A 13,190-nucleotide genomic window follows, 5' to 3' on the forward strand; every position below is an offset into this window, starting at 1 on the left:
TTTATTTATGCCACGATAAATTGATCTGCAACATGCGCGTGACAATTAAGTAACGCTTCTGGGCAAATGTACATTGCCTGCACTGAATAGCCCAGGTAAATACATTGTTCATATAAAAAATAAGGTTTATTAAACCAGAAAAGAAGATTGCCATGAATCGTTTTATTATGGCTAACAGCCAACAATGTATAGGGTGTCGCGCCTGTGAAGTGACCTGCGTAATGGCACATAACCAGGAACAACACGTTTTAAGTCACGAACATTTTCATCCCCGAATTACGGTCGTAAAGAATAAACGCCAGCGCAGCGCGGTAACATGTCACCATTGTGAAGCCGCCCCTTGTGCCCGCAGTTGTCCGAACGGCGCAATTAGTCGTGTAAATGATTCGGTGCAAGTTAACCAGGATAAATGCATCGGTTGTAAATCCTGTGCGGTGGCGTGCCCCTTCGGCACCATGCAGATCCTTGTCACGCCGGTCGGCAATGGCATGGTAAAAGCCACGGCACACAAATGTGATCTCTGTGTCGATCGCGCTGAAGGCCCCGCCTGTGCGCAAAACTGCCCGGCAGACGCTATTCAGGTCGTGAGCCGTGATGATCTGGCAGACCTGGCGAAGGCGCGCCGTTTACGTGCGGCCAGCCAGGAAGCTCAACCGTGGCACAGTATGGCGGCGTTGGTCCCGGCATTTAACGATCGCAAGGTCAAACAGATGCTCAAAACGTCGCCGCGTGGAGAGCCCGATAAGCTGGCGCTGGCGGCCCGCAAAACCGGCTTTGCTGAAATCTATCTGCCGTTCCGCGCCGATCAGGCTCAGCGGGAAGCGGAGCGTTGCCTGAAATGCGGTGAGCACAGCGTCTGTGAGTGGACCTGCCCGCTGCACAACCATATTCCCCAGTGGATTGAACGTGTAAAAGCCGGGGATATCACCGCAGCCGTTGAGTTATCGCATCAGACGAACTGCTTACCGGAAATCACCGGGCGCGTCTGTCCGCAGGATCGTCTGTGCGAGGGGGCGTGTACCGTTCGCGACGATTACGGCTCGGTCACTATCGGCAATATTGAGCGTTACATTTCCGACCAGGCGCTGGCAAAAGGGTGGCGACCTGACCTTAAGCATGTGACAGCGGTAGATAAACGCATTGCGATCATTGGCGCGGGGCCTGCCGGTCTGGCATGCGCCGACGTGCTGGCGCGCAACGGCGTGAGTACCACTGTGTTTGATCGTCACCCCGAAATCGGCGGCCTGCTGACCTTCGGTATTCCGGCCTTCAAACTGGATAAATCACTGCTTGCGCGCCGCCGGGAAATTTTCAGCGCGATGGGCATTCGCTTCGAACTGAATTGCGAAATTGGCCGGGATATTACCCTGGACACATTGCTTGAAGAGTACGATGCCGTGTTTGTCGGCGTCGGTACGTACCGGTCGATGAAAGCGAATTTACCGAATGAAGATGCGCCTGGTGTTTATGACGCGCTGCCGTTCCTCATCGCCAACACCAAACAACTGATGGGGCTACCGGATTCGCCGGAAGAACCCTTTATCAACACCGCCGGGTTGAATGTGGTGGTGCTGGGTGGTGGTGATACGGCGATGGACTGTGTACGGACATCGCTGCGTCACGGGGCCAGCAAAGTGACCTGCGCCTATCGTCGCGATGAGGCCAATATGCCGGGTTCGAAAAAAGAGGTAAAAAACGCGAAGGAAGAGGGGGCTGAATTCGAGTTTAACGTCCAGCCGGTCAACCTGGAGCTGGATGAATCGGGCAGTGTCACGGGGGTTCGCCTGCTGCGCACGCAGTTGGGTGAAGCGGATGCGAAAGGGCGTCGCCGTCCGGTGCCGATAGAGGGCAGCGAGTTTGTGATGCCAGCAGATGCCGTCATCATGGCTTTTGGTTTCAATCCGCACTCCATGCCGTGGCTGGAAACGCACGGCGTGGAGGTTGATGACTGGGGCCGTATCGCGGCGAACGTCAACAGCGCATACCGTTACCAGACCAGCAACCCGAAAATCTTCGCCGGTGGCGATGCGGTTCGCGGTGCAGATTTGGTGGTGACAGCCATGGCGGAAGGTCGTCATGCTGCACAGGGGATGATGGACTGGCTGGGCGTTACAGCGCCGAAAAGCCACTGATTACCCGTCGCGACAAAACAGACTTCGCAGCGTAATATGAGAGTGACTGTATTACGTTGTGGAGTCAGTATGTCGTTCAACATAGAAGTCATTAAAGATAAAGTCCTTTCAGATAACTATTTCATTCTTCGCAATATTACCTACGATTTGACCCGCAAAAATGGTGATGTGATTCGCCATAAACGCGAGGTTTATGACAGGGGAAATGGCGCCACTATTCTGCTGTATAACCCGGATAAAAAGAGCGTGGTTCTGATTCGCCAGTTCCGCGTCGCGACCTGGGTTAACGGTAACGAAGACGGTCGCCTGATTGAAACCTGCGCCGGCCTGCTGGACGACGATGAACCGGAAGTGTGCATTCGCAAAGAGGCCGTTGAAGAGACGGGATATGCAGTGAGTGAGGTTCGTAAGGTATTCGAGCTTTATATGTCCCCCGGTGGCGTCACCGAAATCGTCCATTTCTTTATCGCCCGCTATGACGACAGCATCCGGACGAATAATGGCGGCGGTGTCGAAGATGAAGACATTGAAGTGCTGGAACTCCCTTTTGCGCAGGCCCTTGAGATGATGAAAAGCGGCGAGATACGAGACGGCAAGGCGGTGATTTTACTGCAATATTTGCAATCGTCAGGTCTAATGGATTGATTTTACTAGGGTTAAAAAATAAATTTTAGATAAAGCTATCCGACAAATCCGATTGAGCGGCAGGCGCGGGAACACGAAGATACGCGGGTTGTGTGTTGCGATTCTCTTCCGGGGCTGTTTTATTCATGCGTTACCGCGTTTTGCTTGCTTTCATTCTGGGTGTGTGCCCGATGACCTTCCTGTGGGCTGCACCCGCGCAGCAGGCTTTTTCCGACTGGCAAGTAACCTGTAATAATCAAAATTTCTGCGTGGCACGAAATACGGGTGAGCACCATGGCCTTGTCATGACCCTGGGGCGCAGTGCCGGGGCGCAGACCAGTGCCGCTTTGCGCATCGATCTGGGCGGCAAAGAACTTCCCCCCTTAAAAGAGGCGCCCATAGCGCCACGCCTGCGCCTGGACGACAAACCGCTCGGGCTGGTCGGTCAACGCTGGCAAATCGCTCCCTGGCATTTAATGACCGATAACGCACAGACCATTACGGATTTTTTGCAAACTATTCAGGAAGCCCAGGCGATCACTTTGCAAGACGGGAAGGGGACGATTTCCCTGGTTGGCCTAAAAGCGGCATTGCTGTTTATTGATGCTCAGCAAAAACGCGTCGGTAGCGAAACGGCGTGGATCAAAAAAGGGGACGATCCACCGCTGAGTGTACCACCGGCCCCGGCCCTTAAAGAAGTCGCGTTGACTGACTCCAGCCCCTCACCGTTAACGCAGCAAGAACTCAATGATTTACTGGATTATGGTAACTGGCGGATGAATAACAGCCAGTGCTCGCTTGACCCCATGCGCCGGGAGGTCCGGGTCACGGCGTTAACGGATGATAAAGCCCTGCTGATTATTGACTGCGAAGCAGGCGCGTACAACACGGTAGATTTAGCCTGGATGGTCTCGCGGGAAAAACCGTTCTCTTCACGCCCGCTACGTTTACACTTGCCATTTACCCCTTCGCGCGGCACTAACGAACTGGAATTGATGAACGCCCGGTTTGATGAGAAAACCCGCGAGTTGACGACGCTTGCCAAAGGTCGTGGATTAGCCGATTGCGGCGTAATGACACGCTGGCGTTTTGATGGCCAGCGCTTTCGCCTGACGCGTTACGCCGAAGAGCCTGAATGTGATAACTGGCATGGACCAGATGCCTGGCCCACCCTGTGGATCACGCGTTAAAAAAGCAAAACGCCAACAAACGTTGGCGTTTTTAGTGTTGATACCCTCAGCCCCATGGGAGAGAGTATCAGGCGGCGCAATCGGGCAGGGCGCTTACAGCAGGCGCTTTGCCTTTTCGACAATATTCTCGACGGTGAAGCCGAAGTACGGGAAGAGCTTATCCGCAGGCGCGGATTCGCCGTAGCCAGTCATGCCGACAATCGCGCCTTTCAGCCCGACATATTTGTACCAGTAGTCGGCAATACCTGCTTCAACGGCAACGCGGGCGCTGACATCTGAAGGCAGGACCGACTCGCGGTATTGCTCATCCTGAGCATCAAAAATATCGGTTGAAGGCAGCGATACCACGCGGACTTTATGCCCCTCCTGAGTCAGTTTTTCTGCCGCTTTTACCGTGATTTCAACCTCAGAGCCGGTGGCAATCAGGATGATATCCGGCTTACCATCGGCATCTTTGAGGATATAACCGCCTTTGGCGATTGCTTTAACCTGCTCCGGTGTCCTGTCCATTTGCGCCAGGTTTTGTCGGGACAGAATTAAGGCCGTCGGGCCGGTGTGGCGTTCCACCGCCAGCTTCCAGCCAACCGCAGCTTCGACCTGATCGCAGGGGCGCCAGGTACTGAAATTCGGTGTCAGGCGCAGGCTGGCCAGTTGTTCCACCGCCTGGTGAGTTGGGCCATCCTCCCCCAGACCGATAGAGTCATGGGTATAGACCATGATTTGTCGGGCTTTCATCAGCGCCGCCATACGTGCCGCGTTGCGCGCATACTCCACAAACATCAGGAAGGTGGCGGTGTACGGCACAAAGCCGCCGTGATGGGCGATGCCATTGGCGATGGCGGTCATCCCGAATTCACGCACGCCGTAGTGGATGTAATTCCCGGCTGGATCTTCTTTTAATGAGTGGGAGCCCGACCAGATCGTCAGGTTACTGGGGGCAAGGTCGGCGGAACCACCGAGCAGTTCCGGCAGAACCGGACCAATTGTATTCAGGGCATTTTGTGATGCTTTGCGGGTGGCAATTTTTGCCGGTTCCGCCTGCAGTTTTTCAATATACGCCTGGGTGGTTTGTTCCCAGTTTTCGGGCAGGCCACCGCTCAGGCGACGTTTAAATTCCGCAGCCAGTTCCGGGTATGCCTTTTCATAGGCCGCAAATTTCTCCTTCCATGCCTGCTGCGCTTTCTCGCCGCTTTCACGCGCATCCCATGCTTTATAGATCTCTTTTGGGATCTCAAAGGCAGGGTATTTCCAGCCCAGTTTCTGACGGGTTAAGGCGACTTCCTCTTCCCCAAGCGCAGCACCGTGGGACTCTTCTTTCCCGGCCTTATTGGGAGATCCGAAACCAATGACCGTGCGACAGATAATCAGTGACGGTTTATCTTTAACGCTTTGCGCTTCCAGAATGGCCTTTTTCACCGCCTCGGGATCGTGGCCGTCGATTTCATGTACCACATGCCAGTGGTAGGCCTCGAAACGTTTGGCCGTATCGTCGGTAAACCAGCCTTCAGTTTCGCCATCAATTGAGATGCCGTTGTGATCGTAAAAGCCGATCAGTTTGCCGAGCCCCACTGTGCCTGCCAGCGAACTGACTTCATGCGAGATCCCCTCCATCAGACAGCCATCGCCCATAAACACATAGGTGTAGTGGTCGACAATCTCATGATCAGGGCGGTTGAACTGTGCAGCGAGAGTACGTTCGGCAATCGCCAGCCCGACAGCGTTCGCCAGCCCCTGCCCAAGCGGACCGGTAGTGGTTTCGACACCTGGCGTATAGCCAATCTCCGGGTGACCCGGGGTTTTCGAATGTAGCTGGCGGAAGTTTTTTAACTCATCCAGCGACAGGTCATAACCGCTTAAGTGCAGCAGGCTATAGAGCAGCATGGAAGCGTGGCCGTTAGACAGAATAAAACGGTCACGATCGTACCAGGTCGGGTCTGTCGGATTATGTTTTAAGAAGTCGTTCCACAGGACTTCGGCAATATCCGCCATCCCCATCGGTGCGCCAGGGTGGCCGGAATTCGCTTTTTGCACTGCATCCATACTCAGGGCGCGAATCGCATTGGCGAGCTCTTTACGAGACATAACTCTCTCCTTGCTAAGGGTTAAAATTTGGCGGCGATCAGATCTTCGAGTTTGCGCTGGTCAACGGCGAACTGGCGGATACCGTCCGACAGTTTCTCCACCGCCATTGCGTCCTGGTTGTGTTCCCAGCGGAACTGCGCTTCGGTCAGAGGTTCAGGGCGCGGGAAGGTTTGTGACGGCGGAACCAGTTTGCGTTCAACAACGCCTTCCTCGCCGTGCAGGGCTTTGAGCAGGTCGGGCGAAATAGTCAGTCTGTCGCAGCCTGCCAGCGCCAGGATCTGTTCCGTACGACGGAAGCTTGCGCCCATGACGATGGTCTCGTAGCGATGCTGTTTAAAATAATCATAGATATTCCGCACGGATTTCACGCCGGGGTCTTCATCCACCACGTACGGGTCCATGGGTTTACGTTGCTGATACCAGTCGTAGATACGTCCAACAAATGGGGAGATTAAAAATACCCCGGCTTCGGCACAGGCACGCGCCTGGGCGAAGGAGAATAACAGCGTCAGGTTGCATTTGATCCCCTCTTTTTCGAGGATTTCCGCCGCGCGGATCCCTTCCCAGGTTGAAGCCAGTTTGATGAGGATGCGTGATTTATCGATGCCTGACTCCTCATAGAGCTGCACCAGCTTGCGGGCTTTGGCGACGCTTTTTTCTTTATCGTAGGAGAGGCGGGCATCCACTTCGGTTGAAACACGTCCGGGGATACTTTTCAGAATTTCTTGACCGAAATTTACCGCCAGCTTGTCGCAGGCTTCTGCTACCTGCTGCTCCTGGGTTTTGCCGTGGCTTTTGCCATAGACAATTGCGTCTTCAATCAAGTGTTTAAAGTGGTCCAGCGCGGCTGCTTTCAGTAGTAGCGAGGGGTTGGTGGTTGCATCTTCGGGTTGATAATGTCGAATGGACTCAATATCGCCGCTATCGGCTACCACGGTAGTGAACTGTTTGATGCCGTCTAAATAATTCATAGAAAAATACTCCTTAAAAAGCAAGGTGTTATATGAATGATTTCGAGAGTGTTGTTATCGGAATCGTGTTGTGCATAACAAAAAAGCATAGCAGACGAGGAGTGTCTTGCTTTCAACGGGTTGTAACATTGGTGTTATGAATTGATAGCAATTTTTGTTATGGGTTGGTCAGAGTTTGGTTGTGTTCAAAGTTTGCGGGCGTGGCTGGGGGCATACTATGCGGCGCATCAGGACGGTTATCACGCTTCAATTATCTGAAAGATACGCGTTAAGGAACAGCAAATGGACGACCAACTCAAACAAAGTGCCCTCGATTTCCACGAGTTCCCGCATCCTGGGAAAATTCAGGTGTCTCCAACGAAGCCCCTGGCCACACAGCGCGATCTGGCGCTGGCTTACTCGCCGGGTGTTGCGGCTCCGTGTCTTGAAATCGAGAAAGATCCGCTGGCAGCTTACAAGTATACGGCGCGTGGCAACCTGGTTGCCGTCGTCTCAAACGGTACCGCCGTGCTTGGGCTGGGTAACATTGGCGCCCTCGCCGGGAAGCCGGTGATGGAAGGCAAGGGCGTTCTGTTTAAGAAATTCGCCGGCATTGATGTTTTTGATATCGAAGTCGACGAGCATGATCCGGACAAGCTGATCGATGTGGTGGCGGCGCTGGAGCCGACCTTCGGTGGCATCAACCTGGAAGATATCAAGGCGCCAGAGTGCTTCTATATTGAGGCAAAACTGCGCGAACGCATGAACATTCCCGTTTTTCATGATGACCAGCACGGGACGGCCATCATCAGTACCGCAGCCATTCTGAACGGCCTGCGCGTGGTAGAGAAAAATCTTTCTGACGTGCGCATGGTGGTCTCCGGGGCAGGGGCGGCGGCAATCGCCTGTATGAACCTGCTGGTGGCGCTGGGCATGCAGAAACACAATATTGTGGTATGTGACTCCAAAGGGGTTATCTACAAAGGCCGTGAAGCCAACATGGCGGAAACCAAAGCGGCTTATGCCGTGGAGGATGACGGTAAACGCACGCTGGCAGATGTGGTTGACGGCGCGGATATTTTCCTCGGCTGTTCCGGTCCGAAAGTGCTGACGCCGGAGATGGTCAAAAAAATGGCGCGTCAGCCGCTGATTCTGGCGCTGGCAAACCCGGAACCGGAAATTCTGCCGCCGCTGGCGAAAGAGGTTCGTCCGGATGCGATCATCTGTACTGGCCGTTCCGATTACCCTAACCAGGTCAACAACGTACTCTGCTTCCCGTTTATCTTCCGTGGTGCGCTGGATGTGGGTGCGACGGCGATTAACGAAGAGATGAAGCTGGCGGCGGTACATGCGATTGCCGAGCTGGCGCATGCCGAGCAGAGTGAGGTGGTGGCCTCCGCCTATGGCGATCAGGATCTGAGCTTTGGCCCGGATTATCTGATCCCGAAACCGTTCGATCCGCGTTTGATTGTGAAGATCGCCCCCGCGGTGGCAAAAGCGGCGATGGATTCCGGCGTCGCAACCCGTCCAATCGCTGATTTTGACGCCTATGTCGATAAGCTCACCGAGTTTGTCTACAAAACAAACCTGTTTATGAAGCCTATCTTCTCGCAGGCACGTAAAGAGCCAAAACGCGTTGTGTTGACCGAAGGGGAAGAGCCGCGCGTGCTGCATGCGACGCAGGAGCTGATCACTCTGGGGCTGGCGAAGCCGATTCTGGTGGGCCGTCCGGGCGTGATCGAAATGCGTATCCAAAAACTGGGGCTGCAAATTCGACCCAACGTTGACTTTGAGATCGTCAACAATGAATCGGATCCTCGCTTCAAAGAGTACTGGACCGAGTATTACAGCATCATGAAACGGCGCGGTATCTCTCAGGAACAGGCGCAGCGTGCGGTGATCAGCGATACCACGGTGATTGGCGCGATCATGGTTCACCGCGGTGAAGCGGATGCGATGATCTGCGGCACCATCGGTGATTATCATGAACACTTTAGCGTTGTGCAGGAGATCTTCGGCTACCGCGAAGGCGTGCATGCGGCCGGGGCGATGAACGCGCTGTTGCTGCCCAGCGGGAACACCTTTATCGCCGATACCTATGTGAATGAGAACCCCAGCGCTGAACAACTGGCGGAGATTACCTTGCTGGCGGCAGAAACTGTGCGCCGTTTTGGTATCGAGCCGAGAGTGGCGCTGTTATCCCATTCGCAGTTTGGTTCCTCGAAATCGCTGGCTGCGCTGAAAATGCGTGAAACGCTGGAGCTGGTGCGCGAGCGTGCACCCGAGCTGATGATTGACGGTGAGATGCACGGGGACGCCGCGCTGGTGGAGAGTATCCGCCATGAACGTATGCCGGACAGTCCGCTGAAAGGCTCGGCGAATATCCTGATTATGCCAAACGTTGAGGCTGCCCGTATTAGTTACAACTTACTACGGGTATCGAGTTCCGAGGGGGTGACGGTGGGGCCGGTGCTCATGGGCGTATCGAAGCCGGTGCATGTCCTGACGCCTATCGCCTCCGTAAGGCGTATCGTTAACATGGTGGCGCTTGCGGTGGTAGAGGCGCAGACACAGCCGCTGTAAGCTGGTTGTCGGGGATGTCCCGGATACGGCGGCTGCTTTGTCCGGGCTACGCGGTAATCCAGTCCCGAGGTTTTATAAACGTACTTAAGGCAGCTTCCGGGCTGCCTTCTTCTGGCTGGTAGTTGTATTCCCAACGCACCAGCGGCGGCATCGACATTAAAATCGACTCTGTACGCCCGCCAGTTTGCAGGCCAAACAGCGTGCCGCGATCCCACACCAGATTAAATTCCACATAACGTCCGCGACGATAGAGCTGAAACTCACGCTCACGCTCGCCCCATGGCATCCCCTTGCGCCGCTCGACAATCGGCAGAAAGGCATCGGTATAACCTTTGCCCACGGCCTGCATAAAAGCGAAGCTGGTGTCAAAATCAGGTGTGTTCAAATCGTCGAAAAACAGCCCGCCAATCCCGCGCTGCTCGTTCCGGTGCTTAAGATAGAAATAGTCATCGCACCACTTTTTATAACGCGGATAGACCTCTTCCCCGAACGGCTGGCACAGGTCATGCGCCGTCTGGTGCCAGTGAATGGCATCTTCCTCAAAACCGTAGAATGGCGTCATATCAAAGCCGCCGCCAAACCACCAGACCGGGTCGGCGCCGGGTTTTTCAGCAATAAAAAAGCGCACATTGGCATGGCTGGTTGGCACATACGGGTTGCGCGGATGCACCACCAGTGAAACCCCCATGGCTTCGAAACTGCGCCCGGCCAGCTCAGGGCGATGCGCTGTTGCCGAAGCGGGCATAGCGCTGCCGGTGACATGAGAAAAGTTAACCCCCGCCTGCTCGAAAATCGCGCCATCACGCAAGACCCGGCTACGGCCACCGCCGCCGGCATCGCGCTGCCAGTTATCTTCAACGAACGCGGTGCCATCCAGCGCGGAAAGCTGTTGGCAAATGTCGTCCTGCAGTGACAGCAGAAAGGATTTTACATCGTGGGTATCCGGTATGGTCATCAGCGTTTCTTCGAATGGGCTTTGTGATTATCGAACCAGTTAAAGTAACTGATAATACCGTCAGCAATCGCGTTGGCTATCTTTTGGCGAAATGCGGTGGTGCCAAGCAGCTTCTCTTCCTGCGGGTTGGTGATAAACGACGTTTCCACCAGTACCGAAGGGATGGACGGCGATTTCAGCACCACGAACGCCGCTTGTTCCGTGTTCCGGCTGTGCAGGCGGTGCACCGGTTTAATCTGGCGCAGAATATGTGAGCCGAGCGTCAGGCTATTTTTGATGGTATCGGTTTGAACGAGATCAAACAGCACCTGCTGTAGCAAATGATCTTTATCTTTCGCTTTCTTGCCCGCGAGATCATCGGCGGCGTTCTCGCGATCGGAGAGGTATTTCGCCATGGCGCTACTGGCTCCACGGTTAGACAACGCAAAGACCGATGCCCCTGCCGCGCTGGGATTGGTAAAACCGTCAGCATGAATGGACATAAACAGATCGGCACCGTGCTGATGGGCAATCTCCACGCGGTCGTAAAGCGGGATAAAGGTATCGCCGGTGCGCGTTAAGCGCGCGTCAATGCCCCGGTTACGCAGAATGGTGCGGACGATTTTGGCAATCGCCAGCACAACATGTTTCTCTTTCGAACCGTTGCCGCCTATTGCGCCGGTATCAATGCCGCCGTGGCCTGGATCCAGCATCACGATACGCCGCGAACCGGCTTTCTTTGCTTTCGGCTGGCTATGCCCATTGCTGGTTTTAAGGGATGAATCGTCTTTTGCGATGGCCCGCGACATGCCTGAGAGCGTTAAAGCGGCAAGGCCGGCTTTCAGAACCTGACGACGCGAGGTGAATATTTTTAAGGGTTTGAAAGTGCTCATACAGCCTGTTCTTTTTATCCGTAGTCCCTGGAGTTATATCGTATTGGGTTTGCCGTTACGACAGTCCTTACTAAGAAATGTTTTACTTTTCATTTCAATACGTGACAGAGTGACATTATGCCATTTTCCTGCTGCGATTTCGCCGCATATTGGCTACGGCGGCTGGTCGCGCGATAATCTCTCTTTGACCGTAAAAAAGGGCAGGTAACACCATGGAAATACGTGTTTTTCGCCAGGAAGACTTCGAAGAAGTGATCACCCTGTGGGAGCGCTGCGAACTGCTGCGCCCGTGGAACGACCCGGAAATGGACATCGAACGTAAGATCAATCACGACGTCAGCCTGTTCCTGGTCGCCGAGGTCAACGGTGAAGTCGTCGGCACCGTGATGGGGGGCTATGACGGACACCGTGGTTCAGCCTACTACCTGGGGGTTCATCCGGAATTTCGTGGTCGTGGTATTGCCAACGCGTTATTAAGCCGCCTGGAGAAAAAGCTGATTGCTCGCGGCTGTCCCAAAATCAACATCATGGTACGTGAAGACAATGACGTGGTTTTGGGAATGTATGAACGCCTGGGCTATGAGCATTCAGACTCGCTGAGTTTAGGTAAACGCCTGATAGAAGATGAAGAATATTGAGTTAACGCCTGCTGATTTTGACAGCCATGGCCGTTTGCGGCTGCCGTTTTTATTCTGGTGTGTGTTGTTATTACAGGCGCGAACCTGGGTTTTATTTGTGATTGCCGCAGCGTCGCGGGGGCAGGGCGATGCGCTGTTGACCTTGTTTTATCCCGATCATGATACTTTCTGGCTGGGCCTGTTGCCCGGTGTCCCGGCCGTTTTCACGTTTTTACTGAGTGGCCGCAGGCACCTCTTGCCGCGTCTGTGGCGTCTGATGCGCCTGTTGCTGATTCTCGCGCAGGCCACGTTATTATTCTGGCAGCCGTTGCTATGGCTGTGCGGAGAGGCTATCACTGGCGTGGGGCTGGGGCTTGTCGTGGCTGATATCATAGCGCTGGTGTGGCTGCTGAGTAATCCGCGCTGTCAGACCTGTTTTCACCCTGATCATCATTAACGGGCACTTTTTACGGTTCCGGCACTCCAATAGCCGTCAAGTTAACAAGAAAGGATGTAAAGATGAAATCCCTGCGTATAAGCGTCTGCGCGCTGGCACTGGCACTGTCCGGTTGTTCAACGCTCTCTTCGGTCAACTGGTCTGCAGCCTTGCCCTGGAACTGGTTTGGCTCATCCATCGAGGTGAGTGAACAGGGGGTCGGGGGGATCGCAGCGACGACTGCGCTTGATGAAAAAGCGATCAATGATGCGCTGAACGGCAATTATCACCTGCGCAGCGGGATGAAAACCGAGAAAGGCAAAATCGTCCGTTACTTTGAAGCATTGAAAGATGACAAAGTGGCGCTGGTGGTGAACGGCGAGAACGGTACCGTAAGCCAGGTGGATGTCCTCGACAGCAGCATTGAAACGGCTAATGGGGTTAAAACCGGCACCGCGTTTAGTGGGCTTTACGATAAAGCATTTGGTAACTGTGTTGCTGCAACGGGTGACGATGCTAAAGGCGTTGAATGTAAGGCTCCGGGCAGTGCGCATATTAGCTATGTCTTCACCGGCAACTGGAATGGGCCAGAAGGGTTAATGCCGTCTGACGATGCGCTCAAGACCTGGACATTGCACAAAATTATCTGGCGCCGCTAATTTGATCCTACGCGCCGCGTCTTGAACAAAAAACGGGTACAATACGCCCATCAATGCCACGGTTGCGTGGCATCTTTTTTTCAGGAGGAA

At 54.3% G+C, this 13,190-nt stretch carries 11 protein-coding genes; 7 read left to right on the forward strand and 4 right to left on the reverse strand.

Going from position 1 to position 13,190, the window contains the following annotated elements:
- Positions 1 to 152: 152 nt before the first annotated feature.
- From aegA to ACS0RQ_RS07365, 3 genes are all read left to right on the forward strand, one after another.
- Positions 153 to 2,132, forward strand: coding sequence for a formate-dependent uric acid utilization protein AegA (gene aegA / locus ACS0RQ_RS07355; protein WP_334632456.1), 1,980 nt, complete (start codon positions 153 to 155; stop codon positions 2,130 to 2,132).
- A gap of 69 nt (positions 2,133 to 2,201) precedes the next feature.
- The gene (nudK, locus tag ACS0RQ_RS07360; protein ID WP_071193725.1) at positions 2,202 to 2,777 is read left to right on the forward strand and encodes a GDP-mannose pyrophosphatase NudK; all 576 of its coding nucleotides are present in this window, start codon (positions 2,202 to 2,204) and stop codon (positions 2,775 to 2,777) included.
- A gap of 125 nt (positions 2,778 to 2,902) precedes the next feature.
- Complete coding sequence (locus ACS0RQ_RS07365; protein WP_334632455.1) at positions 2,903 to 3,946, forward strand: DUF1176 domain-containing protein; 1,044 nt, start codon at positions 2,903 to 2,905, stop codon at positions 3,944 to 3,946.
- 93 nt (positions 3,947 to 4,039) lie between these two features.
- On the opposite strand, the gene tkt is transcribed toward ACS0RQ_RS07365, so the two are convergent.
- Both tkt and tal read right to left on the reverse strand, forming a co-directional pair.
- The gene (gene tkt, locus ACS0RQ_RS07370; protein ID WP_271849619.1) at positions 4,040 to 6,028 is read right to left on the reverse strand and encodes a transketolase; all 1,989 of its coding nucleotides are present in this window, start codon (positions 6,026 to 6,028) and stop codon (positions 4,040 to 4,042) included.
- A 20-nt stretch (positions 6,029 to 6,048) separates the two neighbouring features.
- Positions 6,049 to 6,999, reverse strand: a complete 951-nt coding sequence (gene tal / locus ACS0RQ_RS07375; protein ID WP_334632453.1) for a transaldolase — start codon at positions 6,997 to 6,999, stop codon at positions 6,049 to 6,051.
- 282 nt (positions 7,000 to 7,281) lie between these two features.
- Here tal and maeB point away from each other — a divergent pair, with 282 nt between their 5' ends.
- On the forward strand, positions 7,282 to 9,561 hold the full coding sequence (gene maeB / locus ACS0RQ_RS07380; RefSeq protein WP_071193722.1) for an NADP-dependent oxaloacetate-decarboxylating malate dehydrogenase: 2,280 nt from the start codon (positions 7,282 to 7,284) through the stop codon (positions 9,559 to 9,561).
- Between the two features lie 46 nt (positions 9,562 to 9,607).
- On the opposite strand, the gene hemF is transcribed toward maeB, so the two are convergent.
- Both hemF and amiA read right to left on the reverse strand, forming a co-directional pair.
- On the reverse strand, positions 9,608 to 10,516 hold the full coding sequence (gene hemF, locus ACS0RQ_RS07385) for an oxygen-dependent coproporphyrinogen oxidase (protein ID WP_271849621.1): 909 nt from the start codon (positions 10,514 to 10,516) through the stop codon (positions 9,608 to 9,610).
- Positions 10,516 to 11,388, reverse strand: a complete 873-nt coding sequence (amiA, locus tag ACS0RQ_RS07390) for an N-acetylmuramoyl-L-alanine amidase AmiA (protein WP_039079725.1) — start codon at positions 11,386 to 11,388, stop codon at positions 10,516 to 10,518. Before amiA ends, hemF begins: the two co-directional genes overlap by 1 nt.
- Before the next feature lie 212 nt (positions 11,389 to 11,600).
- On the opposite strand from amiA, the gene ACS0RQ_RS07395 reads away from it, so the two are divergent.
- The 3 genes from ACS0RQ_RS07395 (at position 11,601) to ACS0RQ_RS07405 (ending at position 13,100) form a co-directional block, all read left to right on the forward strand.
- Positions 11,601 to 12,026: a GNAT family acetyltransferase gene (locus ACS0RQ_RS07395; protein WP_039079726.1), complete on the forward strand. Its 426-nt coding sequence runs from the start codon at positions 11,601 to 11,603 to the stop codon at positions 12,024 to 12,026.
- Complete coding sequence (locus ACS0RQ_RS07400; RefSeq protein WP_271849622.1) at positions 12,013 to 12,462, forward strand: DUF2919 domain-containing protein; 450 nt, start codon at positions 12,013 to 12,015, stop codon at positions 12,460 to 12,462. Before ACS0RQ_RS07395 ends, ACS0RQ_RS07400 begins: the two co-directional genes overlap by 14 nt.
- Positions 12,463 to 12,524: 62 nt before the next feature.
- On the forward strand, positions 12,525 to 13,100 hold the full coding sequence (locus ACS0RQ_RS07405) for an RpoE-regulated lipoprotein (RefSeq protein WP_271849623.1): 576 nt from the start codon (positions 12,525 to 12,527) through the stop codon (positions 13,098 to 13,100).
- Positions 13,101 to 13,190 lie beyond the last annotated feature (90 nt).

This window comes from Phytobacter diazotrophicus (assembly GCF_052061655.1).
GTDB lineage: Bacteria > Pseudomonadota > Gammaproteobacteria > Enterobacterales > Enterobacteriaceae > Phytobacter > Phytobacter diazotrophicus.

Coding starts and splice junctions, on each gene's coding strand:
- hemF (WP_271849621.1), bottom strand. CDS start 10,516: ATGACCATACCGGATACCCACGATGTAAAATCCTTTCTGCTGTCACTG.
- tkt (WP_271849619.1), bottom strand. CDS start 6,028: ATGTCTCGTAAAGAGCTCGCCAATGCGATTCGCGCCCTGAGTATGGAT.
- ACS0RQ_RS07405 (WP_271849623.1), top strand. CDS start 12,525: ATGAAATCCCTGCGTATAAGCGTCTGCGCGCTGGCACTGGCACTGTCC.
- aegA (WP_334632456.1), top strand. CDS start 153: ATGAATCGTTTTATTATGGCTAACAGCCAACAATGTATAGGGTGTCGC.
- amiA (WP_039079725.1), bottom strand. CDS start 11,388: ATGAGCACTTTCAAACCCTTAAAAATATTCACCTCGCGTCGTCAGGTT.
- nudK (WP_071193725.1), top strand. CDS start 2,202: ATGTCGTTCAACATAGAAGTCATTAAAGATAAAGTCCTTTCAGATAAC.
- ACS0RQ_RS07400 (WP_271849622.1), top strand. CDS start 12,013: ATGAAGAATATTGAGTTAACGCCTGCTGATTTTGACAGCCATGGCCGT.
- maeB (WP_071193722.1), top strand. CDS start 7,282: ATGGACGACCAACTCAAACAAAGTGCCCTCGATTTCCACGAGTTCCCG.
- ACS0RQ_RS07395 (WP_039079726.1), top strand. CDS start 11,601: ATGGAAATACGTGTTTTTCGCCAGGAAGACTTCGAAGAAGTGATCACC.
- tal (WP_334632453.1), bottom strand. CDS start 6,999: ATGAATTATTTAGACGGCATCAAACAGTTCACTACCGTGGTAGCCGAT.
- ACS0RQ_RS07365 (WP_334632455.1), top strand. CDS start 2,903: ATGCGTTACCGCGTTTTGCTTGCTTTCATTCTGGGTGTGTGCCCGATG.